The organism is Haemophilus parainfluenzae, from assembly GCF_003252795.1.
In the GTDB taxonomy this organism is placed as follows: domain Bacteria; phylum Pseudomonadota; class Gammaproteobacteria; order Enterobacterales; family Pasteurellaceae; genus Haemophilus_D; species Haemophilus_D parainfluenzae_K.
Window position 1 is genome coordinate 387,528 of record NZ_QEPQ01000002.1, and the last position, 25,026, is coordinate 412,553.

General features: G+C 39.7%; 19 protein-coding genes. 13 read left to right on the forward strand and 6 right to left on the reverse strand.

All coding sequences use genetic code 11. The features are described 5' to 3' along the window. Positions 1–27: 27 nt before the first annotated feature. On the reverse strand, positions 28–1,932 hold the full coding sequence (locus DPV81_RS04465) for a monovalent cation:proton antiporter-2 (CPA2) family protein (protein ID WP_111386940.1): 1,905 nt from the start codon (positions 1,930–1,932) through the stop codon (positions 28–30). 168 nt (positions 1,933–2,100) lie between these two features. On the opposite strand from DPV81_RS04465, the gene DPV81_RS04470 reads away from it, so the two are divergent. The 6 genes from DPV81_RS04470 to dcuC all read left to right on the forward strand — a co-directional run bounded on the left by DPV81_RS04470 (position 2,101) and on the right by dcuC (position 10,703). Beyond that, entirely contained in the window at positions 2,101–2,553 is a 453-nt protein-coding gene (locus DPV81_RS04470; protein ID WP_111386941.1) for a DUF441 domain-containing protein, read from the forward strand. Next, positions 2,554–2,943 (forward strand): DUF423 domain-containing protein, encoded by a 390-nt coding sequence (locus DPV81_RS04475; RefSeq protein ID WP_111315502.1) that lies wholly within the window; start codon positions 2,554–2,556, stop codon positions 2,941–2,943. Next, positions 2,940–6,854, forward strand: coding sequence for an ATP-dependent RNA helicase HrpA (hrpA, locus tag DPV81_RS04480; RefSeq protein WP_111386943.1), 3,915 nt, complete (start codon positions 2,940–2,942; stop codon positions 6,852–6,854). Before DPV81_RS04475 ends, hrpA begins: the two co-directional genes overlap by 4 nt. 23 nt (positions 6,855–6,877) lie before the next feature. Next, on the forward strand, positions 6,878–8,800 hold the full coding sequence (locus DPV81_RS04485) for a tetratricopeptide repeat protein (protein ID WP_111386944.1): 1,923 nt from the start codon (positions 6,878–6,880) through the stop codon (positions 8,798–8,800). Positions 8,801–8,805: 5 nt separating this feature from the next. Next, the gene (locus tag DPV81_RS04490; RefSeq protein ID WP_111386946.1) at positions 8,806–9,129 is read left to right on the forward strand and encodes a hypothetical protein; all 324 of its coding nucleotides are present in this window, start codon (positions 8,806–8,808) and stop codon (positions 9,127–9,129) included. Positions 9,130–9,344: 215 nt separating this feature from the next. Further along, the gene (dcuC, locus tag DPV81_RS04495) at positions 9,345–10,703 is read left to right on the forward strand and encodes an anaerobic C4-dicarboxylate transporter DcuC (protein WP_111386948.1); all 1,359 of its coding nucleotides are present in this window, start codon (positions 9,345–9,347) and stop codon (positions 10,701–10,703) included. A gap of 54 nt (positions 10,704–10,757) precedes the next feature. On the opposite strand, the gene folK is transcribed toward dcuC, so the two are convergent. From folK to dksA, 3 genes are all read right to left on the reverse strand, one after another. Beyond that, positions 10,758–11,261, reverse strand: coding sequence for a 2-amino-4-hydroxy-6-hydroxymethyldihydropteridine diphosphokinase (folK, locus tag DPV81_RS04500; protein ID WP_111386950.1), 504 nt, complete (start codon positions 11,259–11,261; stop codon positions 10,758–10,760). Continuing rightward, on the reverse strand, positions 11,261–12,619 hold the full coding sequence (gene pcnB, locus DPV81_RS04505; RefSeq protein WP_207930104.1) for a polynucleotide adenylyltransferase PcnB: 1,359 nt from the start codon (positions 12,617–12,619) through the stop codon (positions 11,261–11,263). Before pcnB ends, folK begins: the two co-directional genes overlap by 1 nt. Before the next feature lie 235 nt (positions 12,620–12,854). Then, positions 12,855–13,292, reverse strand: coding sequence for an RNA polymerase-binding protein DksA (gene dksA / locus DPV81_RS04510; RefSeq protein WP_049384440.1), 438 nt, complete (start codon positions 13,290–13,292; stop codon positions 12,855–12,857). Positions 13,293–13,554: 262 nt separating this feature from the next. Here dksA and DPV81_RS04515 point away from each other — a divergent pair, with 262 nt between their 5' ends. From DPV81_RS04515 to DPV81_RS04545, 7 genes are all read left to right on the forward strand, one after another. Continuing rightward, complete coding sequence (locus DPV81_RS04515) at positions 13,555–15,957, forward strand: DNA internalization-related competence protein ComEC/Rec2 (protein WP_165818960.1); 2,403 nt, start codon at positions 13,555–13,557, stop codon at positions 15,955–15,957. 37 nt (positions 15,958–15,994) lie between these two features. Next, complete coding sequence (gene msbA, locus DPV81_RS04520; RefSeq protein WP_111386954.1) at positions 15,995–17,758, forward strand: lipid A ABC transporter ATP-binding protein/permease MsbA; 1,764 nt, start codon at positions 15,995–15,997, stop codon at positions 17,756–17,758. Between the two features lie 53 nt (positions 17,759–17,811). Continuing rightward, positions 17,812–18,792: a tetraacyldisaccharide 4'-kinase gene (gene lpxK / locus DPV81_RS04525; RefSeq protein WP_111386956.1), complete on the forward strand. Its 981-nt coding sequence runs from the start codon at positions 17,812–17,814 to the stop codon at positions 18,790–18,792. A 17-nt stretch (positions 18,793–18,809) separates the two neighbouring features. Beyond that, complete coding sequence (locus tag DPV81_RS04530; RefSeq protein WP_111386958.1) at positions 18,810–18,989, forward strand: Trm112 family protein; 180 nt, start codon at positions 18,810–18,812, stop codon at positions 18,987–18,989. Positions 18,990–18,998: 9 nt separating this feature from the next. Further along, complete coding sequence (kdsB, locus tag DPV81_RS04535) at positions 18,999–19,757, forward strand: 3-deoxy-manno-octulosonate cytidylyltransferase (RefSeq protein ID WP_111386959.1); 759 nt, start codon at positions 18,999–19,001, stop codon at positions 19,755–19,757. A gap of 9 nt (positions 19,758–19,766) precedes the next feature. Next, positions 19,767–21,593 (forward strand): excinuclease ABC subunit UvrC, encoded by a 1,827-nt coding sequence (uvrC, locus tag DPV81_RS04540; RefSeq protein ID WP_070852999.1) that lies wholly within the window; start codon positions 19,767–19,769, stop codon positions 21,591–21,593. 68 nt (positions 21,594–21,661) lie between these two features. Continuing rightward, positions 21,662–22,381 (forward strand): TerC family protein, encoded by a 720-nt coding sequence (locus tag DPV81_RS04545; RefSeq protein ID WP_111386961.1) that lies wholly within the window; start codon positions 21,662–21,664, stop codon positions 22,379–22,381. A 37-nt stretch (positions 22,382–22,418) separates the two neighbouring features. On the opposite strand, the gene DPV81_RS04550 is transcribed toward DPV81_RS04545, so the two are convergent. After that, the gene (locus DPV81_RS04550) at positions 22,419–23,471 is read right to left on the reverse strand and encodes an ABC transporter ATP-binding protein (protein ID WP_111386963.1); all 1,053 of its coding nucleotides are present in this window, start codon (positions 23,469–23,471) and stop codon (positions 22,419–22,421) included. A 13-nt stretch (positions 23,472–23,484) separates the two neighbouring features. After that, positions 23,485–25,005 (reverse strand): ABC transporter permease, encoded by a 1,521-nt coding sequence (locus DPV81_RS04555; RefSeq protein ID WP_111386965.1) that lies wholly within the window; start codon positions 25,003–25,005, stop codon positions 23,485–23,487. Between the last annotated feature and the right edge of the window lie 21 nt (positions 25,006–25,026).

Consider the following 25,026-nt stretch of genomic DNA (forward strand, 5'->3'; position numbering starts at 1 on the left):
CCGATAATGATTTATCGGGCTTTTTTGTTATTCGACTTCTTTTTGTTTTTCAGTTTCTGAATCATCATGAAGCAGAGTTTCAACGGCGGCTTCATCATTGATATCATCTTCTTTTTCTAAGATTTCAGCCGTTTCTTCATTTAATGCTTCAGCATCTATATGAGGCTTGATGAAAGGTTTTGGCATCCAATATTTTCGGATGATATCCGTTGAAAAACCATGTAAAACTTCTTCATTTAAGCGCTCTTGGTCTAAGTAACGAACTTCTGCAATCACTTCATCGGCTTCAATTTTATTGACACCTAATTGCATTAATGTTGCATGGCTGAGCGTAAGTGCAGACTCAAAGGTTTCTCGTACAATAAAGTCTACGTCTCGTTTAATTAGGCTTACTGTTGTTTTACGGTCATAAGTTCGCGCCAAAATAGGGAGTTTAGGATAAGCATCTTTCAAATTCTGAACAATGCTTTCAATACGATCCGTATCGTTAATCCCGATGACGACACATTTCGCTTTTTCGATACCGGCAGCACGTAATACGTCAAGGCGAATACCATCACCGTAATAAACTTTAAAACCAAATTTAGCTGCCGCACGGATGTTTTCGATGTTGCGATCAATCACCGATACGTTAATGCCACGAACAAGAAGCGATTGACATACGATTTGACTGAAACGACCAAAACCAATCACGAGTACGCTATCTTCTAAATCCACAATAGGATCAAGATCGCTGGTATCTACTTTTTCCTCTTGATTTGTTGATTTGCGTTGGTTGATTTTACGCATCAATAAACCAATCAATGGGGAGAATAGCATCGAAATAATGACGGCAGCAGTGAAGGTTGCATTTTGATCTTTTGTCATCACGCCTGCCGTAGTTGCCGCAGAGAAGAGTACAAATGCAAATTCACCACCGTGCGCCATAATGGTCATTCGTCCAACGGATTCTTTTCGGTCAAGTTTCGTAATACGTGCAACGGTGTAAACTGCTAAGGCTTTGCCGATAATATAAAGGCAAACGATACCTAATAACCAAAGTGCATTGTCGAACACCAAGGTTAAATCAAGTGACATCCCCACGCCCATAAAGAAGAGACCGAGCAATAGACCACGGAACGGTTCAATATCCGCTTCGAGTTGGTGACGGAATGCCGATTCTGAAAGCATCACACCGGCGACGAATGCGCCCATCGCCATTGAAAGCCCGCTCGCTTCCATGGCTAATGCTGCACCTAATACCACAAGCAACGCGGCGGCTGTCATCATTTCACGAATGTGAGCTTTTGAAATTAAGCGGAAAATAGGGTTCATTAACCATTTACCCGCAACCACTAGACCGACAACGGCACCGAGTGCAATAGCAATGGATGTCCAGTTGGTTTGATGTTCAATGTGTTTGGTTTCAGGTGTTAAAAAGGCAATAGAAGCCAATAATGGCACAATGGATAAATCTTCAAAGATTAAGGTAGAAATCACCCGTTGGCCTTTTGGTGTGTTCGTAATCCCGCGTTCTTCTAATACTTGCATTACGATAGCAGTAGAGGAGAGCGTAAAACCCATACCTGCAATAAACGCGACTTCTTTTGGAAGATTTAAAATATAGATACCGGCAAAGGTAAGTAGTGCACCACATAGCCCTACTTGTAGAAAACCTCGTCCGAAGATTGCTTTTCTCATTGCCCATAGGCGTTCGGGATGCATCTCTAAACCGATGATGAATAAGAACATCACCACGCCTAGTTCAGCCATATGCAGAACCGATTCTGCATCTTTTACTACGCCGAACACCGAAGGACCAATTAAACATCCCGCCACTAAATAACCTAATACGCTACCTAAACCAATACGCTTAAAAAGCGGCACGATGGTTACGCTGGTAGCAAGTAGAACAACAGTTTTAATTAATTCAGGGCTGACGGCATTCGACATAGGGCAAAGAAACCTTAGTAAAAACAGGGAGTATGAGAAGAAAGTTCTCTTGTATTCTAGCCTTTTTTAGGTAAATAAAAAACACAGAAAAGCAAGAAATTGGTATAATTTACAAAAACTTTACACGCATAAAAATGGTCAGTTTTGTGACCGCACTTTAGAGGTATTATGTCATTACAATTCAATATGATAGCGTTGTTGTTGGTTTTCTTAATCATTTTAGGTTTAATGAGTCAAAACAGCGCAATCACCATCTCAGCGGCTGTGTTATTAATCATGCAGCAAACCTTATTATCCAAATACATTCCTATACTCGAACAATACGGTGTCAAAATCGGGATCATCATTTTAACGATTGGTGTGCTTGCGCCATTAGTCTCGGGAAAAATCCAACTTCCCGATCTCAGTTCATTTTTAAACTGGAAAATGGGCGTTTCTATTTTAACAGGGGTATTCGTCGCATGGCTTGCAGGGAAAGGCGTACCATTAATGAGTGAACAACCTGTTTTGGTGACAGGATTATTAATTGGTACGATTATTGGAGTTTCTTTCTTAGGCGGTATTCCGGTGGGACCTCTAATCGCCGCAGGTATTTTAGCTGTATTAATAGGAAAATTTTAAATGAAAAACAAATGGTTATTTATCGCGGGATTAAGCGGTTTTTTATGTGTGTCGATTGGTGCTTTTGCGGCACATGGATTAAGTAAGGTTTTAGAACCTAAAGAATTAGCGTGGATTGAAACAGGTGTGAAATATCAAATGTTCCACACTATTACTATTTTAGCGATTGGCATTTTGCAATTGTGCAGAGAGTCATTGGCTACCAATAAAATGGCTAATGTTGCAGCAGGGAGTTGGGCGTACGGTATTCTTCTTTTTAGTGGCAGCCTTTATGCACTTGCGCTTGGTGCAGGCAAGTTCCTCGTTTGGGTGACACCGATTGGCGGAACGTTATTTTTAATTGGTTGGCTTTGCTTGGCTTACGGTGGTTTTAAAAGTAAATCAGTATGAAGAACAAATCAGTCAAACGTGAATTAAATCCGATACAACAATCTCTCTTTTCGAAACTCAAGGATATCATGCTGGTGGATCAACGTCGTTTATCCGCCCGCATTCATGGGATTGGAAAAATTAAAAGCCCAGAAGCTCAACAAGCTGTTGCTGCTGAAATTCAGTTGCAGATTGAACAGGCTCAATTGCGTGTAGAAAATCGTAAAAGTGCGGTTAAAAATCCGATTATTTTTCCAGAGAGTTTGCCCGTTAGCCAACGCAAAGCAGAAATTCAAAAACTGCTTTCTGAGCATCAGGTCATTGTGGTGGCAGGGGAAACTGGTTCAGGTAAAACCACCCAATTGCCGAAAATGTGTTTGGAATTAGGTTTCGGCAATTTGGGCATGATTGGACATACTCAGCCGCGTCGTATTGCCGCTCGTTCGGTGGCTGCGCGTATTGCGGAAGAACTGGAAACGGAGCTTGGCGGTTTAGTTGGTTATAAGGTTCGTTTTAACGATCAAATTAGTGATGATACGCAAATCAAGTTGATGACTGACGGGATCCTGTTAGCAGAAATTCAAAATGATCGTTTTCTCAACCAATATTCTTGTTTGATTATCGATGAAGCCCACGAACGAAGTCTGAACAACGATTTTATTCTCGGTTATCTGAAACAGTTATTGCCACGTCGTCGTGATTTAAAACTCATCATTACATCCGCAACCATTGATGTGGAACGCTTTTCTAAACACTTTAACAATGCGCCTATTATTGAAGTCTCGGGCAGAACCTATCCTGTTGAAGTGCGTTATCGTCCCGTAGTGGAAGAATACGATCAAGATCAGCTACAAGGCATTCTTAATGCGGTGGATGAATTGCAAGCGGAAGGTCGGGGCGATATCTTGATCTTTATGAACGGTGAGCGTGAAATTCGCGATACTGCTGAAGCCTTACAAAAACAAAATCTAAAACACACGGAAATTCTACCGCTCTTTGCTCGCTTGTCTGCGCAAGAACAGAATAAAATTTTCCATCCAAGCGGATTAAATCGTATTGTGTTGGCGACCAACGTCGCGGAAACTTCATTGACCGTGCCGGGCATTAAATATGTGATTGACCCAGGTACCGCACGCATTTCCCGTTATAGCTATCGCACCAAAGTACAACGCTTACCGATTGAACCTATTTCACAGGCATCTGCTAACCAGCGTAAAGGCCGTTGTGGTCGTGTGAGCGAAGGGATTTGTATTCGTTTATATTCGGAAGAGGATTTTAATTCTCGTCCGGAGTTTACCGATCCTGAAATTCTACGCACCAATTTAGCCTCCGTTATTTTGCAAATGACAGCATTGGGTTTGGATGATATTGAAGCCTTCCCGTTTGTGGATGCCCCAGATAAACGCCATATTCAAGATGGGATAAAACTGTTGGAAGAATTGGGCGCATTTGAAATCGTTCGCACTAAAGCGGGCGAGAAACGTCAATTAACGGCTGCAGGTCGTCAATTATCGCAACTCCCTGTGGATCCACGTTTAGCGAAGATGTTGCTGACCGCTGTCTCACAAGGTGCGTTGCATGAAGTGATGATTATTGTTGCCGCATTGTCTATTCAAGATCCTCGAGAGCGTCCACAAGAAAAACAGCAAGCTTCCGATGAAAAACATCGACGTTTTGCTGATAAAAAATCAGATTTCTTGGCTTTCCTTAATCTTTGGCGTTATCTACAAGAACAACAAAAAGAATTGAGTAAAAACCAATTCCGTCGTCAATGCCAAAAGGATTTCTTAAATTATTTACGTATTCGTGAATGGCAAGATATTTATCATCAAATTCGTTTAACTGTCCGTGAAATGGGCTTGCCGATTAATTCTGAAAAAGCAGAATATCAGCAAATTCATACCGCACTTTTAAGCGGTTTGCTTTCTCATATCGGTTTAAAAGAAGCGGAGAAACAACAATATCTTGGCGCACGTAATGCCCATTTTGCAATTTTCCCCAATTCTGTACTTTTCAAAAAACAACCGAAATGGGTGATGGCGGCAGAGTTAGTGGAAACCTCCAAACTTTGGGGGCGTATTGTAGCGGAAATTGAGCCAGAATGGATTGAGCCACTTGCCGAGCATCTAATTAAAAAATCCTATTCCGAACCGCGTTGGTCGAAATCTCGTGGGGCGGTGATTGCAGATGAGAAAGTCACGCTTTACGGCGTGCCGATTGTGGCTGCGCGACCAGTGAATTACGGCTCTATTGATCCGACAGTAAGCCGCGAGATCTTTATTCAATCAGCCTTGGTAGAAGGGGATTGGAATACCAAACATAAATTCTTCAAAGAAAATCAACGACTCGTTCGAGAAGTGGAAGAGTTGGAACACAAAAGTCGCCGCCGCGATATTTTGGTGGATGACCGTACGCTTTTTGAATTTTACGATCAGCGTATTAGTACGGAAGTAGTTTCTCAAAAACATTTTGATACCTGGTGGAAAAAGGCACAGCAAAAAGATCCTGAATTGCTTAATTTTGAACGTTCATTCCTGATTAATGATGATGCGGAGCAAGTAAGCAAGCTGGATTTCCCGAATTTCTGGCATCAAGGAAATTTAAAACTCAAATTAACTTATCAATTTGAACCAGGCACCGATGCGGACGGGGTGACGGTGCATATCCCGTTGCCGTTGCTAAATCAAGTGGAAATGACTGGCTTTGACTGGCAAATTCCAGGTTTACGTGAAGAACTGGTGATCGCACTGATTAAATCGTTGCCGAAATCTTATCGTCGTAATTTTGTGCCGGCACCTAATTATGCCCAAGCCTTTTTAAGCCGAGCTGTGCCATTGGAAAAACCGTTATTAGATACGCTAATTTATGAATTGCGTCGTATGACGGGCGTCACAGTAGAAGCGGAACATTGGAATTGGGAACAAATTCCAAGTCATTTGAAAATGACCTTCCGTGTGGTAGATGAAAACGGCAAGAAAATTGCCGAATCCATGAATTTGGATGAGCTGAAATTCAACTTAAAAGATCGCGTACAGGAAAGCATTTCTGCTGTGGCAGATGATGGCATTGAGCAAAGCGGGCTACATATTTGGAGCTTTGCAGATTTACCACAATGTTACGAACAAAAACAACGTGGTTTTAGCGTCAAAGCGTTCCCGGCTATTGTAGATGAAAAAGATGCGGTAGGTATCAAACTGTTTGAAACGGAATTTGAACAAGCAGTAGCAATGCAACAAGGTTTGCGTCGCTTATTGTTGCTCAATGTACCCTCACCAATTAAATATCTGCATGAAAAATTGCCGAATAAAGCTAAATTAGGGCTGTATTTTACTCCGTTCGGTCGTGTGTTGGATTTGATAGATGATTGTATCGCTTGTGCGGTGGATAAACTGATTGCCGATTTTGGCGGGTTTGTATGGGATGAAGCTGGCTTTGAAAAATTACGAGATTTCGTGCGAGAAAACCTTAACGAAGTGACCGTGGATATTGCGCAGAAAGTGGAGCAGATCTTATCCCTCAACCATGCCTTAAACCAACGTTTAAAAGGCAAAATGGATTTTACTATGACCTTTGCGTTTTCTGATATTAAGGCGCAATTAAGCGGGCTGATTTATCCAGGTTTTGTGCAAAAGAGCGGTTATGATCGCCTACCGGATTTACAGCGCTATCTGCAAGCCGTTGATAAACGTATTGATAAACTGGCTCAAGATGTGAACCGCGATCGTGCGGCTATGCTACGCATAGAACAAGTACAACAAGCTTACCAACAATTGCTGGCTAAACTGCCGAAATCTAAACCAATTTCTGATGAAATTGCTGAGATTCGCTATATGATCGAAGAATTGCGGGTGAGTTTATTTGCGCAACAATTAGGCACGAAGTATCAGGTGTCGGATAAGCGGATTTTGAATGTTATTAATGAAATTTCGTAATTTAAATCAGGGGAGGGAATGACATGAATAAAGAGAATAATTCTAGTAGAAAAGAATTTGCAAAATCACAATTTAAATCGGGGCTAGAGTTCCAGAAAAAAGGAAAATATGCAGAGGCTGAGCAGGCATATAAATCAATTCAAAGAGAAGATGATAAAGAGATATTTGCAAAGTCACGATTTAATTTAGGGGTATTGTTTAAATCACAAGAGAAATATCCCGAGGCTCAACAGGCATACCAAGAAATTCAAAGAGAAGATGATAAAAAACAATTTGCAAAGTCACGATTTAATTTAGGGGTATTGTTTAAATCACAAGAGAAATATCCCGAGGCTCAACAGGCATACCAAGAAATTCAAAGAGAAGATGATAAAAAACAATTTGCAAGGTCACGAGTTAATTTGGGGCTATTGTTTGAATCACAAGAGAAATATCCCGAGGCTCAACAGGCATACCAAGAAATTCAAAGAGAAGATGATAAAGAGATATTTGCAAAGTCACGATTTTATTTAGGGTTATTATTTAAATCACAAGAGAAATATCCCGAGGCTCAACAGGCATACCAAGAAATTCAAAGAGAAGATGATAAAAAACAATTTGCAAGGTCACGAGTTAATTTAGGGCTATTGTTTGAATCACAAGAGAAATATCCCGAGGCTCAACAGGCATACCAAGAAATTCAAAGAGAAGATGATAAAGAGATATTTGCAAAGTCACGATTTAATTTAGGGATATTGTTTAAATCACAAGAGAAATATCCCGAGGCTCAACAGGCATACCAAGAAATTCAAAGAGAAGATGATAAAGAGATATTTGCAAAGTCACGATTTAATTTAGGGGTATTGTTTAAATCACAAGGGAAATATCCCGAGGCTCAACAGGCATACCAAGAAATTCAAAGAGAAGATGATACACAGGCATTTGTACAATCACGAAATAATTTAGGTATTCTATTATATACTCAAGGTAAATATGATAAAGCAAAGAAAGTTTTCCGAGAGATAACTAGAGATGATAATCCAAAAGAATTTGCTTTTACATGTATTAATTTCGGCATTCTTCTAAAAGAAAATAATGAGCTAGTCGAAGCAAAAGAAGTATTAAAAAATATAAATAAAGATGATGGTGAACATTTTTTCTGTAAAGCAAGGTTAATTATTGGAGAAATATTTCTCTATCAAGGGAAATATGATAATGCAAAAAAATTTTTTGAAGAGTCTAAGGAGGTTTATCATTATGAATCTGAATGTTTTATTAGAATTTCACAAGATTCTATGGAGCCGTTTACTAAAGATCTAATTAAGTTAAAAGAAATTGTTGATAAAATTTTAAATTTATTAAAATTAGATAGTGAGTATGAGGAATATATTTGTCACTATACACGACCAAGTACCGCTTTTTCATTATTGGGATATAATGAAGAACCATCAAAATTACGTTTAAGCACAATAAAAAATGTAAATGATCCAACTGAGGGTAATATTTTATTCGATTATCTTAACTTGCCTAATGAAGAGATTGGTCTTTGTTCATTTGTTAGCTGTTTTACATTTAATCATGATAGCTTAAATCAGTTTAGATTGTATGGAAAAGAAAATAATCAGGAAGCTTCTGGAGTAAGTCTTATTTTTGATAAAAATTTCTTTGGTGAATATTCAAAACCTTATAATTTTATTGATTATGGGAAAAAAGAATTAGTGATAAATTCATTTTCTTTAGAGAATAATTCAAGTGTTAATATAGATATTAATAATAAAATTAATAAATTGCCAGTTTATAGATGTATATATATGGATAATGCATCAGGGTATATAAAATTAGCTAAGCGTAGTGAGATTGATTTTTATAGAGAAGGGAGGGATGAGTTTTTTACTTCCTACTTAGATGAGGTTAATAAAAAACTAATAAAGTTAAAATTGCGATTGAGGAATTTAAAGAAGTATTAAATTCTATGTTTGGAAATGATAAATCTAATGAAGGCTTATACAATGTAGTTAATTATATTTTGTTACCACTTAAGTTTCTAATTAAGCATGCTGCATTTGAAGATGAGCAAGAGTGTAGAATATTTTTTATTACAGATTTATTTGATGAGAGAATCGTATCAGATGTTAATAATAAATCAATGTATTTAGAGTATGAGCCATCAGTTAGAGAATATATAAAAGAAATATATCTATCAATAGGAGCTTCTAAATATGAAGATTTCTTTATTAGAAATTTAAGAGATAGCTCTAAGGTTCATCATTCCAAAAATCCATTTAGGAATAAATAATTCCCTATACTGATGTATTAGCCTAATAATAAGAAACTAAAAGTGCGGTCGTCTTCGTAAAGTTTTTCACTCTTAAAGATATCTCCAAAACCAACCGCACTTTCTCCCCAAAATTCTTTTTGTGATCTATCTCAAATTTTCGTATTGAACTGATTTACAACTGCCAATTCAATCGCTATCTTGCTGATATTATTATTTTAATAAAGAGGTAAATTATGGATCTGATAATAGGTTTGATTGCCATTGTCTTGGTGGCATATTATATCGTGAAAGGCTATTCAGCGACTGGCGTGTTGATGTTCGGTGGCTTGGTCTTGTTATTCATTTCAGTGCTGATGGGACATTCGATTTTACCGGAAGGCGTGAAAAGCACCGGTTCCACCTATTTTGATATTTTAGAATATGTGAAATATCTACTCGGTAATCGTGGCGGCGGCTTAGGCTTGATGATTATGGTGTTATGTGGTTTCTCTGTGTACATGACCCATCTTGGCGCGAATGATGTGGTGGTGAAATTGGTGTCAAAACCACTGAAAAATATCCGTTCACCTTATATTTTAATGGTGTTTGCTTACTTTCTCGCATGTTTGATGTCTTTTGCTGTGTCATCTGCAACAGGCTTGGGTGTGTTATTAATGGCGACATTATTCCCAGTGATGGTAAACGTGGGGATTTCACGAGGGGCAGCTGCAGCAATTTGTGCATCGCCAATTTCTATTATCCTTTCCCCAACTTCAGGTGATGTGGTGCTTTCTGCTGAAATTTCCAAAATTCCTTTAGGTGAGTTTGCATTTGGCACCGCATTGCCGGTTTCGATTTTTGCGATTCTTGGGATTGCCGTGGCACACTTCTTCTGGCAACGTTATTTAGATAAAAAAGAAGGTGTGCAAGTAGAACGCATTAATGCAGATGAAATTAAAACCACAGCACCAAACTACTATGCAATTTTGCCATTATTACCAATTATTGGCGTGTTGATTTTTGACGGTAAATGGGGCTTACCAAATTTACACATTGTTACCGTGATGGTGCTTTGTTTTATCATTACTGCTACGGTAGATTTTTTACGTAGCTTTAACGCAAAACAAACCTTTGATAATCTCATTGTGGCATATCGCGGTATGGCAGATGCCTTTGCGGGCGTGGTAATGCTTTTAGTGGCGGCTGGCGTATTTGCGCAAAGTTTAAGTACTATCGGCTTTATCACTAATTTAATCGCCTCTGCACAATCATTCGGTGGTTCAGCGTTCTTTATGATGTTAGTGCTTGCGGTGATTACCATTTTAGCCACCATGGCGACAGGTTCAGGTAATGCAGCCTTCTATGCTTTTGCAGAATTAATTCCAAAATTAGCCACTCAAATGGGCGTCAACCCAGCGTTCTTAACGATTCCAATGTTACAAGCCTCTAATTTAGGTCGTGGTTTATCACCGGTTTCTGGCGTGGTTGTAGCGGTATCCGGTATGGGAAAAATCTCACCATTTGAAATCGTAAAACGTATGTCTGTCCCAATGTTGGTTGGTTTTATTTGTGTGATTATCGGCACAGAAATCTTTGTTTCCGTTGCCGTCTAATTTGATAGGTAAAAAAGAAGGGCTGATAGTGAATATCAGCCCTTTTGTTTTGAGTTAAGTGCGGTCAATTTTCTCGCTGTTTTTGATTTTATGCATTTGATGATTTTCAAAGGCTTTCACCAAATCTGCGACTTTTTCGCCTTCAGGTAAAACCAAATCTTGTGCGATATCATAAAGCGGCACAATCACGAATTCGCGATTTTTCATGTCATAATGAGGCACGGTTAAGCGTTCATTTTGAATGATTTGATCGCCATAAAGCAGAATATCCAAATCCAGTGTACGCTCACCCCAACGACGTAAACGTACGCGACCTTGTTCATTTTCAATGCGTTGCAATTCATCGAGCAAGGCTAAAGGTGGGCGAGTGGTTTCGATCATTGCCACTGCGTTCACATAATCCGGTTGATCTTGCGGGCCTAATGGTTTGCTTTGATAAAATCCGCTGACCGATTTTAATTCGGTATGAGGTAGCGCAGAAATTGCCTCTAATGCGGAATTTAATTGTTCTGTAGGCGTATTTAAATTGCTGCCAAGGGCGATATACACTTGAACCATTAGTTAGCCGCCTTAGGTTTACGTCTGCGGTAATATTTTTTCTTCGGCGCTGGATGCAATTTTTGTTGCTCTTGAACCAACTGGCGACGTTGTTCTTGATTGCTGAGTTGGTACTCATGCCACCATTTTGCGAGTTCAACGGTTTCACCGCCTTCCACTTCAGCACGCATCGCCAATAAATCAAAGGCTGCACGGAATTTTTGATGTTCCATCGTGCGAGCAGGGTGAGAACCGGTGCGTTTAAGCAGTTGTAATTGCAACATCCAAATATCACGAATGACGGATGTATGACGACGAGGTGCGGCTAATGATCGGCATAATTGATCAAGCACTTCATTGCCTGCAAGGGCATAAGCATCGTGATTGTTTAATCCACCTTCATTTTTCAGCACATCCACTTTTTCACGCAATGGATACCAGAAGAATGCCGCGAATAAAAAGGCAGGATTAATGCGCAATTTATCGGCGATACGTTCATCAGTTGAATTTAACGAAGTTAAAATCATGCGCTCCGCAAGGCTGTCTTCTTTTTCGGTGAAATAAGGCGTTAAGCTCGGGAAAAGCTGTTCAAATAAGCCATATTGGCGAAGTAATTTATAGGTTTTTACACCATTGCCAGACTGCAATAATTTTAGACTTTCATCGAATAAACGCGCCGGTGGAATATTTTTAAGCAATGGCGCAAGCTCACGAATTGGCTGTTCACTTGGTTTTTCCAAGAACATATCCAATTTCGCCATAAAACGCACAGAGCGTAACATACGCACAGGATCTTCTTGATAACGGGTAACGGGATCACCAATCAGACGTAATTTCCCGTTTTTCAGATCATCAATCCCGTTGAAGTAATCACGTAAGGTATTATCTTGCGGATTGTAGTAAAGGGCATTTACAGTGAAATCACGGCGTTCGGCATCTTGTTCAATGGTGCCGTACACGTTATCACGTAGTAACATTCCTTCATCGCTTTGTTTCGCTTGATTTTCGCTGCGCGCATCCGAATGGTTTGCACGGAATGTGGCCACTTCGATCACGTCTCGACCAAACATAATATGCGCAAGGCGGAAACGACGACCAACTAAACGGCACTGACGTTGGAATACGGCCTGAATTTGGTCTGGACGTGCGTTAGTCGCTACATCAAAATCTTTTGGATGTTTACCTAATAATAAATCACGCAAACACCCCCCAACGATATAAGCTTCATAACCTTGTCGTTGCAATTTTTCTACCACAGTGATGGCATTACGGCTAAACATACGTGGATTAATGCCGAAATGAGAGGCTTTCACGCTATGTTTGTCGTAGCGAGACGCTTGTGTGTTGCTTTTCTTATGGTGAGAAGAGGACGGGGCGATCTTGGGTTGTGAACGCTCTGTTTTTGAAATGTTTGATTTTTTGGTTTTAGGCGCCGTTTTGGGAATTGGCGAATTTATATTGGTTTCGGTTTCTTTTTTAGTTTTTTTACCAAATAAATTTTTTATATAAGTAAGAATAATTTACTCCATTCTCTATGTTCAATGCGCATTTGATAAAAACACGAAAAGTGCGGTTGTTTTTGACCGCACTTTTTTGTTGGGTTACTTAAATAAATTAACCTGCGACTTGTTTTTCACGAATTTCAGCAAGAGTTTTGCAATCGATACAAAGATCAGCTGTAGGGCGTGCTTCTAAACGACGAATACCAATTTCTTCGCCACAAGAATCACAATAACCGAAATCATCGGTATCTAATTTTTTCAATGTGTATTCAATCTTTTTCATTAATTTACGTTCACGATCGCGGTTACGTAATTCAAGACTGAATTCTTCTTCTTGCGTCGCACGGTCAGCCGGATCAGGGAAGTTTGATGCTTCATCTTGCATATGAGCAACTGTTCTTGATGCTTCTTCCACAATTTGCTCGTGCCACGCAGTTAAAATTTTTCTGAAATGAAGAATCTGATCTTCATTCATGTATTCTTCATCTTTCTTTGGTTGATAAGGCTTAACACCGGCTAAATCCAGCAAACTTAGAGATGCCTTAGACATTGATAACTCCTAATGTAGTAAAGATTTAAACGACTTCCTGTCTTGTTGTTTTGATTGATTCTTATCAGCTAAAAAATAGCTGACATAAGAACCCTGTTTTTTAAGGGCGATATAAATAGCAGAACTTCACCTATTTAGCAAATAAATTTAGCCTAGAAATTTCAAATTTGCGATCGTGGTCGCAAAAAACGGTATGTTTATTTGCTTATTTGTAAACTTAAGGCTAGGTTGCCTTACTTTCTCGCTATAAATCACACTTAAAATGAAAATCACGCTATTTCAATTGTGCATGATGCTCATTGTTTCAGCCTTATCCTTGCTTGTCGTGCCCGATTTTTTACTGTTCACTTGGCAACAGGCTGGGCTGAGCATTTTAATGTTGGTTATGACCGCACTTTGTTTCCATTGGTTCAATTATTTTAAAGTCAGAAATTTTTGCATAAGCAGTATTTCGTTTTTGCTTACGTTGGCTTATGCACATTCACCAGCCTTATCGTTATTGGGACAAGCAGAGAAAATTTCAAGTTTACCGAATAAAATCACATTAGATCTCCAGATTTCAGAAATTCTTCATCAACAAGATTATCAAACGTTGGTTGCGACAACGTCTTTATTTGATGGGCAGGAACAACGGATTTTTATTAATTGGAAAGCGCCGGAAAAGCCACAAGTAGGTGAAATTTGGCAGGCAGAAGTAAAACTTCGACCTATTTCTGCAAGACTTAATCACGGGGGATTTGATCGACAGCAATGGTATTTTTCCAAAAGAATTATTGCCGTAGGGAATGTGAAAAGTGCGGTCAAAATTGGGGAAGATTTTTCTTACCGCACCGATTTTCTACAGAATAGCCTTAAGCTGACGGAAGGGTTTTCTTTACAAGGTTTACTTATCGCATTGGCATTTGGTGAGCGGGCTTGGCTGGATAATAAAACGTGGCTGATTTATCAACAAACGAATACAGCACATTTGATTGCTATTTCAGGATTACATATCGGTTTAGCAATGGGGATAGGCTTTTTCTTTGCTCGATTATTGCAACTTGCACTGCCTACACGCTTTATTTCACAACAGTTTCCGCTTTGCTTTGGTGTGTTGATTGCTTTAGGTTATGCCTATTTAGCTGGATTTAGTTTACCGACCTTTCGTGCAATGATGGCATTGCTTTTTATTGCAATCCTTCAATGTTCGCGACGATATTACACGCCTTCGCAAATGCTGTGTTTGGTGGTGGCATTTTTGCTTTTTTGTGATCCGCTTATGCCGCTTTCGGTGAGCTTTTGGCTTTCAATTGGTGCTGTTGCCTGTCTGATTGTGTGGTACCGATATGTTCCCTTATCAATCATTGAATGGCGACATCAAAAATTATCCCGCAAAGTGCGGTGGATTTTGGGCTTGTTTCATTTGCAGTTAGGGCTGTTGATTTTATTCACGCCCATCCAGCTTTTCTTTTTTAATGGCTTGGCGTTAAATGGATTCTTGGCGAATTTAATCGCGGTGCCCTTGTATAGCTTCTTACTGGTACCCTTGATTCTCTTTGCGGTGTTGACCCATGGTGCATTTTCTTCTTGGCCTCTTTCAAATGCGATTGCTCAAGGTATTACGCAATGCCTCAGTTTTTTCCAAGGATCGTATGTTCCGATTTCGATGAATTTATCTTTCATTTTGACCGCACTTTTAAGTCTTGTTTTTGGCGGAATGTTATATGGGTTGTATTTAGTATCTCAAGTTCAAACAAAAAACACACCGTTAAAACCAAGTCGATTTTTCACATTTAATAAAACAAAAATCTTATCACCAGAAGAGTATAAACGAGCTCTTTGGGGCGTAATTCTTATTTTTAGTGTTTGTATGAGTACGCTTGGGTATCGATATCTCACGAAACCAAAATGGCAGTTAGATACGTTAGATGTGGGACAAGGTTTAGCAACCTTAATTGTAAAAGAAGGAAAAGGCGTGTTGTATGACACAGGGCCCGCCTGGCAGAGTGGGATAGGGGCATCTTCCATGGCAGAATTGGAAATATTGCCTTATCTTCAACGGGAAGGTGTCGAACTTGAAACCTTAATTTTAAGCCATGATGATAATGACCATTCAGGTGGTGCTAAAGCGATTTTAGCCGCATATCCAGAGATTGAACTGATCACACCTTCTCGTAAAAACTATAGCGAAACGCACCGCACTTTTTGTCTTCAGGGGAAACAATGGTCGTGGCGAGGGCTCGATTTTAAAGTTCTTTCACCCGCGCAAATAACAGACAGGGCAGAGAATCCCCAATCTTGCGTGATTTTACTCATGGATGGACAGTATCAGATTCTTTTAACCGGTGATGCTGATGTGGCAACAGAAAGATCTTTTGCTGAAAACCTCGGCAAGATTAACGTGTTACAGGTAGGGCATCATGGCAGTAAAACCTCAACAGGCGAGTTTTTACTGGCACAGACAAAACCGGATATCGCTTTAATTTCAAGTGGACGATGGAATGCGTGGAATTTTCCTCATCCAACCGTGATTGAACGATTAAATCGTTATCAAAGTGCGGTAGAAAATACCGCTATTTCAGGTCATATAAGGTTAAATTTTACTGAAAAGGGCATTGAAATTGAAAAGGCGAGAGAGGATTTTTCACCTTGGTTTGCCCGTGTAATTGGATTATCCCCGAAATAACAGGTACAATGCAGCCAATTTTTATGAAGACAATGTGATGCAAGAACAAACTATGCAAGATAAAGATTTCTCAACCTCGCAAACTTTTAAGCGTTTATGGCCGATGATTTCACCTTTTAAATCGGGTTTATTTGTCGCTGCTGTCGCTCTCGTTTTTAATGCATTGGCTGATTCAGGCCTTATTTATATGCTTAAACCATTGCTTGATGATGGTTTCGGAAAAGCTGATCATTCTTTCTTGAAAATGATGGCATTTGTTGTTGTTGGCATGATTATGTTGCGTGGTGTGACCAACTTTATCTCTACTTATTGCCTTGCTTGGGTATCTGGTAAAGTAGTGATGATTATGCGCCGTCGTTTGTTTAAACATTTAATGTTTATGCCGGTAAGTTTCTTTGATCGTAATTCAACGGGGAAATTGCTTTCTCGTATTACCTACGATTCAGAAATGATTGCCAACTCTTCATCTAGTTCATTAGTGACGATTGTTCGTGAAGGTGCCTATTTAATTTCATTGCTCGTGGTGATGTTCTATACCAGTTGGGAATTGACGTTAGTGCTTTTCGTCATTGGACCAATTATTGCGGTGCTTATCCGTGTGGTATCCAAGATTTTCCGTAAGCTTAGTAAAAATATGCAAGATTCCATGGGGGAATTAACTTCTGCGACAGAACAAATGCTAAAAGGGCATAAAGAGGTGCTGTCTTTTGGTGGGCAATTAGTGGAAGAAGAGCGTTTCGATAAAGTCAGTAACGATATGCGTCGTAAAGGCATGAAGATGGTCACTGCAGATGCCATTTCTGATCCTGTTGTACAAGTGATTGCTTCTTTGGCGTTATCCGCGGTGCTTTATTTGGCAACCACACCATTAATCGCGGATGATAATTTAACTGCGGGTTCTTTTACGGTAGTCTTTTCTTCCATGTTAGCGATGATGCGTCCGTTGAAATCTTTGACGAATGTGAACTCACAGTTTCAACGTGGTATGGCGGCTTGTCAGACATTATTTGCCATCTTAGATTTGGAAACAGAGAAAGATAATGGCACCTATAAAGCAGAACCCGCAAAAGGTGATTTAGAATTTAAAAACGTGAGTTTTGCTTATGAGGGAAAAGAAGAGAAAGCCTTAAATAATATCTCTTTTAGTGTGCCTGCAGGAAAAACTGTGGCTTTAGTGGGACGTTCAGGTTCGGGGAAATCAACGATTGCCAATTTGGTAACGCGTTTCTATGATATTGAAGAAGGCGAAATTTTATTAGATGGCGTAAGAATTCAAGATTATCGTTTATCTAATTTACGTGAGAATTGTTCTGTCGTTTCTCAACAAGTACATTTATTTAACGATACGATTGCCAATAATATTGCTTACGCGGCAGAAGATAAATACAGTCGTGAGCAAATTGTCGAAGCGGCAAAAGCAGCTTATGCCCTGGAGTTTATCGAGAAGCTTCCACAAGGTTTTGATACAGTAATCGGCGAAAATGGTGCGAGTCTTTCTGGCGGCCAACGTCAGCGTTTAGCCATTGCTCGTGCGCTATTGCGTAATTCACCTGTCTTAATTTTAGATGAAGCGACGTCTGCACTCGATACCGAATCTGAACGTGCGATTCAGTCTGCGTTAGAAGAACTGAAGAAAGATCGTACGGTATTGGTAATTGCACATCGTTTATCAACCATTGAAAATGCCGATGAAATCTTAGTTATTGAACACGGTGAAATTAAAGAACGCGGTACGCATCAAGATTTATTAGCACTTGATGGTGCGTATAAACAATTATACAGTATGCAGTTTAGCGGATAATATAATAAGGGCGAACCAATGTGTTCGCCCAAAATCAATATAGGATAAATGAAATGCCTTTTTGGTACTCTAATTCAAAGTTTGCTTGGTTGCTCCTGCCTTTTTCACTGCTATTTTGGTTGATTAGCCAAATTCGCCGAGCATTATTTTCCCTAAATATTTTATCCTCTTATAAATCTCCGAAACCGGTCATTATTGTCGGTAATCTTTCTGTTGGCGGAAATGGTAAAACGCCTGTCGTGGTGTGGCTAGTTGAAGAGTTACAAAAACAAGGATTGCGTGTAGGCGTGATTTCTCGTGGTTATGGTAGCCAATCTAAAATCTATCCTTTGCTTGTCACTTCTGAAACAGATCCCGTTCAAGGGGGGGATGAACCTGTTTTAATTGCTAAAAGAACAGGTGTGCCTGTGGTGATTTCACCGAATCGTCAACACGCTATCGAATTACTCTTGAAAACACAGGATTGTGATCTCATTATTTCTGATGATGGATTACAACATTATAAGTTGCAACGCGATATTGAGATTGTTGTGATGGACGCAGAGCGAGCTTTAGGCAATGGCTTTGTATTGCCCGCAGGGCCTTTGCGTGAATTACCAAGTCGTTTAAAAAGTGTGGACTTTGTGATTACTAATGGCGGAAAAAATGCTTATTCAGATGCCATTATGCAATTGGTTCCTCACTATGCGATTAATTTAGTGACGGCAGAAAAACGCTTGCTAAGTGAGTTTACCCAAGGTTCAGCCATTGCGGGAATTGGCAATCCTCAACGTTTTTTCACGATGTTGGAAAATTTAAATATTCGTTTAGCCAATACGAAAGCTTTTCAAGATCATCAACATTTTGAGCCACAATTATTAGAAAAACTCGCTGAAAATCAACCGCTCTTTATGACGGAAAAGGATGCCGTAAAATGCCAAGCGTTTGCCAAAGAGAATTGGTGGTATGTCCCCGTTGATGCGGAGATTGTTGAGGCTGAAAATCAAGGTCAAAAACTCCCACAATTGTGGGAAAAAATTCGTCATTTAGTTTAACTCTATTCGAGTGAAATATGCGTGAGAAACTCAATCCTCGATTATTAGAAGTGCTCGCTTGCCCACGCTGTTTGGCAAGATTGAAATATGATCAAGAAAATCAACGGCTCATTTGCCCTTTTGAGCAAGTGGCTTATCCTATTGAAAACGGCGTGCCGGTATTGTTGGCAGAAAAAGCCGAAACATTGAAAGAATAAGGAATGATTATGTCATTTACAGTTATTATCCCTGCTCGTTTTGCATCGAGCCGCTTACCAGGTAAACCTCTAGCCGATATTGCCGGTAAGCCCATGATTCAGCATGTTTTTGAAAAAGCTCAGCAATCAGGCGCGAGCCGAGTGATTATTGCGACAGATAACGAACAAGTTGAAAAGGCCGCAAAAGCTTTTGGGGCAGAAGTTTGCATGACATCAGAAGCGCATAATTCTGGTACGGAACGTTTAGCAGAAGTAGTGAGTAAACTCGGAATTGCTGATGATGAAATTATTGTAAACATCCAAGGGGATGAACCGTTAATCCCCCCCGTTATTGTGAGTCAAGTGGCAGAGAATTTAGCGAAATTTAACGTGAATATGGCAACGCTTGCAGTAAAAATTCATGAAGCGGAAGAGTTATTTAATCCAAATGCCGTGAAAGTCGTTACGGATAAAGATGGCTACGTTTTATATTTTTCCCGTTCAGTAATCCCTTACGATCGTGATCAATTTATGCAATTAGAGGATATCTCAAAGGCACAACTTGCAGATGTGTATCTTCGCCATATTGGTATTTATGCTTACCGTGCGGGCTTTATTAAACAATATGTGCAATGGGCACCAACGCAGTTAGAAAACTTAGAGAAGTTAGAGCAACTTCGTGTATTGTGGTACGGTGAGCGTATTCATGTGGAATTGGCGAAAGAAGTCCCGGCTGTTGGTGTGGATACGGCTGAAGATTTAGAAAAAGTGCGGTCAATTTTGGCGTAGTTTTTACTGATGTTTGATTCCAAGAAGTTTCTCTCAGACGTTTCTCATGAACCTGGTGTTTATCGTATGTATGACGATAAAGATCAGGTTATTTATGTGGGCAAAGCGAAAGATCTTAAAAAGCGACTTTCCAGCTATTTCCGCAAAAACTTAAGCAGCAAAAAAACAGAAGCGTTGGTGTCGTCAATTCATCATATCGATACAACCATTACTTCTTCTGAAACTGAAGCGTTATTGCTTGAGCATAATTTCATTAAGCTTTATCAGCCTCGTTATAACGTATTATTGCGAGATGATAAATCCTATCCTTTTATTTTACTGACGAAAGAACGTCATCCTCGTATTACTTCTTATCGCGGAACGAAAAAAATTGCAGGCGAATATTTTGGCCCTTATCCTCATGCCGGTGCAGTGCGTGAAACTTTGTCGTTAATGCAAAAATTGTTCCCTGTTCGTCAATGTGAAAATTCGGTTTATAACAATCGTTCCCGCCCTTGTTTGCAATATCAAATCGGGCGTTGCTCAGCACCTTGTGTGCCAGGTTATGTGACCGATGAAGAATATAACCAACAAGTTGAATTAGCACGACTATTTTTACAAGGAAAAGATCAGCAAGTATTAGATTACCTGATAGGCAAAATGGAGCAGGCTAGCCGAGACTTAGATTTTGAAGGGGCAGCACGTTATCGCGATCAAATTCAAGCGGTTCGTGCAGTTATCGAAAAACAATTCGTATCCAATGAGCGTTTGGACGACATGGATATTATGTCTATTGCGTATCAACATGGTTTAGCTTGTGTTCAGGTGATGTTTATTCGTCAAGGTAAAGTATTGGGCAACCGCAGTTATTTTCCTAAAGTGCCGGCTAATACAGATTTATCTGAACTCACAGCCACTTTTGTTGGGCAGTTTTATTTGCAAGGTCATCAGGGCAGAAGTATTCCTAATAGTATTATTGTGGATCATAAATTAGATGAAAAAGCTGAGCTTGAAGCCTTGTTAACTGAACAAGCCGGTCGAAAAGTGGTGATACAAGAATCCGCTAAAGGCGATAAAGGTAAATATCTACAACTAGCGCAAATTAATGCCAAAGCAGCTTTGGCAACGCAGCTCAAACAATCTTCTCGAATGCACGAACGTTATCAAGCGCTTTGCGAATTGCTCGATATGCCTGAAATTAAACGTATGGAATGTTTTGATATTAGCCATACGATGGGGAATCAAACCGTGGCATCTTGCGTGGTATTTAATCAAGAAGGCCCACTGAAATCAGATTATCGCCGTTTTAATATTGAAGGCATTACTGGCGGCGATGATTATGCAGCGATGGAGCAAGCCTTAAAGAAACGTTACGACCGAGATCTTGATGAAGATAAAATCCCCGATATTATTTTTATTGATGGTGGTAAAGGGCAGCTTAATCGTGCCTTAGAGGTTTTTCATCACCTCAACGTAAAATGGGATAAAAATCGACCGCACTTAATTGGTGTGGCAAAAGGTGTGGATCGTCGAGCAGGACAAGAAGTGTTGATTATCAGCAAACAAGATCGTGAGATTCACTTGCCGGATGATAGCCTTGCACTGCATTTAATCCAACATATTCGAGATGAAAGCCATAATCATGCGATTAGTGGTCATCGTCAAAAACGCCAAAAAGCCTTTACCCAAAGTGGTTTAGAAACCATTGAAGGGGTAGGTGCTAAACGACGCCAAGCCTTGTTGAAATATTTAGGTGGATTACAAGGTGTCAAAAATGCCACATTGGATGAAATTGCCTCTGTACCTGGTATTTCTAAAGCCTTAGCAGAAAAGATTTTCGAGACCTTAAAAAGTTAGGAAAAATCTTGATTTTCTACGTGAACTGTCTATGATTCAACCTTTCGGATTTTATATAGGAACATATTATGTTTGAATGGCTTGTTGATCCTGAAGCATGGATTTCATTGCTTACTTTGACCGCACTTGAAATCGTCTTGGGTATCGATAACATTATTTTTATTAGTATTTTAGTGGGACGTTTACCCGCAAATCAACGTCAATCTGGTCGTATTATCGGTCTTGGATTAGCGATGATTACCCGTATTTTACTTCTTGTTTCCCTTTCTTGGATGATGAAATTAACGGAGCCACTATTCACTTTAGTTGGTCAGGAAATTTCGGGTCGTGATTTGATTTTATTCCTTGGAGGTTTATTCCTAATTGTGAAAAGTACAGGCGAAATCAAAGAAGCGATGCATCCTGAAGCACATCATGAAGAAGAAACGAACAAGAAGAAAGTCAGTTACTTGGGCGTGTTAATCCAAATTGCTGTTTTAGATATTGTGTTTTCTTTAGACTCTGTGATTACGGCAGTAGGTATGGCAAATCACCTTCCTGTGATGATTTTGGCGATTATGCTTGCAGTTGGTGTCATGATGTTTGCGGCGAAACCAATTGGTGATTTTGTAGATACTCATCCAACATTGAAGATTTTAGCCTTAGCCTTTTTAATTTTAGTGGGAGTAAGTTTAATTGCGGAAAGTTTGGATATTCATATTCCAAAAGGCTACATTTACTTTGCCATGGGTTTCTCAGCAGTGGTGGAAATGCTCAACATCAAGATGCGAAAATCACTAGGACATTAATTATATAAAAAGGGCGGAACAATGTGTTCCGCCTTTTTTAGTGATGATAGAAAACCCCTTTTCCGTATAAATACAGTGTGACTTGTTCTCCAACTTGGTAATGATTAATGAGATCTTCATTAAGATTAAATTCATAACCGCCTACATCAATACAAAGATTAATGGCGCGTCCTCTCGATTCAATCTGTTTAATCTCACCTTTAAAAGACGCAGTCGGATCTTGGATTTTTTTTGCAAGAGAGAATTGCTCAGGGCGGAATAAAACCTTCCCTTGCGTATGACCATTTCCTTTATTTTCGACAGCAACCTCACCTAATTGACAGGTCGCGATAGCATCATTTTTTAATGTTGCAGGAAAAATAATGCTTTCTCCGATAAATGTTGCGATGGATAAATGCTGTGGTGACCAATACAGTGTTTTAGGTGTCGCAATTTGGAGGATTCTTCCTTCTTGAATCACCGCAATTTTATCTGCATAACAGAGCGCTTCATCACGATCATGGGTCACAAATATAGCGGATGAACTACTTTCTCTTAATACCTGTAACATATCGTAACGAATTTGATTTCTTAGATGCTCATCTAACGCACTGAATGGTTCATCAAATAGGATGAGTTCAGGGCTTGGCGCAAGGGCTCGAGCAAGTGCCACACGCTGTTGTTGCCCGCCGGAAAGTTGATGGGGAAAACGATCGGCTAAGCTGCTAATGCCGGTGAGTTTCATTACTTCCTGTATGCGTTGTTTTTCCGCCTCTATTTTTCCTTTGCCATCGCCTAAGCCATAAGCAATGTTGCGGTAAACATTTAAATGCGGGAATAACACACCTTCTTGTACCACATAACCTAATTTGCGCTGTTGGGTTGGCACATTGATATTGTCGTTAAAAATAGGTTGATTTTTTAACCAAATCTCACCGCTTGTTGGTTGTTCAAAACCAGCAATGCTACGCAATAAGGTGGTTTTCCCACAACCAGATGCACCAAGAAGAAATAGGATTTCACCTTTCTCTAATTGTAGCGAGATATTGTGTAAAACCTGTTGCCCATTAAAGGATTTATTCAAATTTTTAATATCGAGTAATGTTGTCATTTTTATCTTTTCGTTATTTAAAACCGTATCGTTTCAGTAAAAATACAGGAATCCCAGAAAATAGCACTAACATAATGGCATAAGGCGTGGCTGCCGCATATTGCGCATCGGATGTATATTCCCATACTGCGGTTGAAAGCGTTTTAATGTCATTTGGGGTCAATAATAGGGTTGCGGTAAGCTCTTTCATTAAGTTTAAAAAAACTAAAGCAAAGGCGGCAGCAATCCCAGGTAACATAGCGGGGATGACTAAGGTACGGAAAATATAAAAGTTGCTACGCCCTAAGCTTTGCCCCACCTTTTCGATGTTATCAGACATCTGTTCAAGCGATCCTCGTAAGGTCGTTTGTGCCATTGGAAGATAAAGCATAAAGTAGGCAACGATAACCATGGCAAAGGTTTGATAAAGCGAATACGCATAGTTGATGGTAAAGAAAACCAAGGATAATGCGATAACAAGCCCCGGCACTGCGTGAAGTAGATAAGGAATTCGATCAAGCCAAATCGTCAATTTACTGCGATAGCGCACTGCGGCCCATACCAACGGCAAAGCACAAACAACGGTAAGTGCTGCACCTAGAGTTGATATTGTCAGTGAATTTGTGAAGGCAGTAAAAAATTCCCCAAAATCGACCGCACCTTCAATGGAACTTCCCACTGCTAGCCAATAAATCAGCATAGTAATCGGCACACCAATACTGAGCACAAAAATGGTCATGAAAAAGCCAGTCACTAAAATTTGTTTTCCTGCTGAGAGTGTTTTTAATGGATAAGGGCGAATTACCCCTTTACCACTTTGATAGAGTGTTTGTGTGCCTCTAAAACGAATCTCGCCCATCACAACAAGAATACAGATCACCATTAACACGCCAGAGAGTAAGGCGGCGGTGTTGTTATTAAAGGCCATTTCATATTCTTGGAAAATAGCGGTAGTGAAGGTTTGATAATTTAAAATAGATACGGCACCAAACTCTACCAACATATGAAGCGCAATTAATAATACGCTGCTACCAATGGCGGGTTTGAGTTGTGGAAAAATCGCATGCCAAAATGTGTAAGTATGGCTTTTAGCCAATGAAAGGCTTACTTCTTCTAAAGAGCGGTCGAGTCTTTTTAAGGTTGCCGCAACAGGGAGATAAGCAAGCGGGAAAGAACTCAGCGTCATAATACCGATGGTTCCCCAGAAGCCTTCCACTCTGAAGGTGAGACTGATCCACGTAAAACAACTGACAAAAGCCGGAATACAAAGAGGGAGCGTCATGGCGACTTGGAAAAAGCCTTTTCCCCAAAAGCGATAACGTTCTAATAAAAATGCACATAACGTGCCGAGAATAATGGCAAAAAGCGTGACAAATACCATTAAAAGTAGGGTATTACTGAGCAATTCCCACATTCTTGGGCGCCAAAGTAATTCAATGCTGCGAGCTAATCCAACATCTGCAGCACGCTCAATAACATATAAAAAAGGTAATAATAATGGCAAACTAATCAGCACGATTAAGGCTATAAGCCAGCGAGGTGGGCGATTAGACACAAAAAATCCTTTGAAAATATT

Bases quoted from the DNA above. Each gene is read 5' to 3' on its own strand.
- DPV81_RS04545 (WP_111386961.1), top strand. From the start codon at position 21,662: ATGTTTGAATGGCTTGTTGATCCTGAAGCATGGATTTCATTGCTTACT.
- msbA (WP_111386954.1), top strand. From the start codon at position 15,995: ATGCAAGAACAAACTATGCAAGATAAAGATTTCTCAACCTCGCAAACT.
- DPV81_RS04485 (WP_111386944.1), top strand. From the start codon at position 6,878: ATGAATAAAGAGAATAATTCTAGTAGAAAAGAATTTGCAAAATCACAA.
- lpxK (WP_111386956.1), top strand. From the start codon at position 17,812: ATGCCTTTTTGGTACTCTAATTCAAAGTTTGCTTGGTTGCTCCTGCCT.
- hrpA (WP_111386943.1), top strand. From the start codon at position 2,940: ATGAAGAACAAATCAGTCAAACGTGAATTAAATCCGATACAACAATCT.
- DPV81_RS04515 (WP_165818960.1), top strand. From the start codon at position 13,555: ATGAAAATCACGCTATTTCAATTGTGCATGATGCTCATTGTTTCAGCC.
- uvrC (WP_070852999.1), top strand. From the start codon at position 19,767: ATGTTTGATTCCAAGAAGTTTCTCTCAGACGTTTCTCATGAACCTGGT.
- DPV81_RS04490 (WP_111386946.1), top strand. From the start codon at position 8,806: ATGTTTGGAAATGATAAATCTAATGAAGGCTTATACAATGTAGTTAAT.
- DPV81_RS04530 (WP_111386958.1), top strand. From the start codon at position 18,810: ATGCGTGAGAAACTCAATCCTCGATTATTAGAAGTGCTCGCTTGCCCA.
- DPV81_RS04475 (WP_111315502.1), top strand. From the start codon at position 2,554: ATGAAAAACAAATGGTTATTTATCGCGGGATTAAGCGGTTTTTTATGT.
- dksA (WP_049384440.1), bottom strand. From the start codon at position 13,292: ATGTCTAAGGCATCTCTAAGTTTGCTGGATTTAGCCGGTGTTAAGCCT.
- dcuC (WP_111386948.1), top strand. From the start codon at position 9,345: ATGGATCTGATAATAGGTTTGATTGCCATTGTCTTGGTGGCATATTAT.
- DPV81_RS04550 (WP_111386963.1), bottom strand. From the start codon at position 23,471: ATGACAACATTACTCGATATTAAAAATTTGAATAAATCCTTTAATGGG.
- DPV81_RS04465 (WP_111386940.1), bottom strand. From the start codon at position 1,932: ATGTCGAATGCCGTCAGCCCTGAATTAATTAAAACTGTTGTTCTACTT.
- DPV81_RS04470 (WP_111386941.1), top strand. From the start codon at position 2,101: ATGTCATTACAATTCAATATGATAGCGTTGTTGTTGGTTTTCTTAATC.
- kdsB (WP_111386959.1), top strand. From the start codon at position 18,999: ATGTCATTTACAGTTATTATCCCTGCTCGTTTTGCATCGAGCCGCTTA.
- folK (WP_111386950.1), bottom strand. From the start codon at position 11,261: ATGGTTCAAGTGTATATCGCCCTTGGCAGCAATTTAAATACGCCTACA.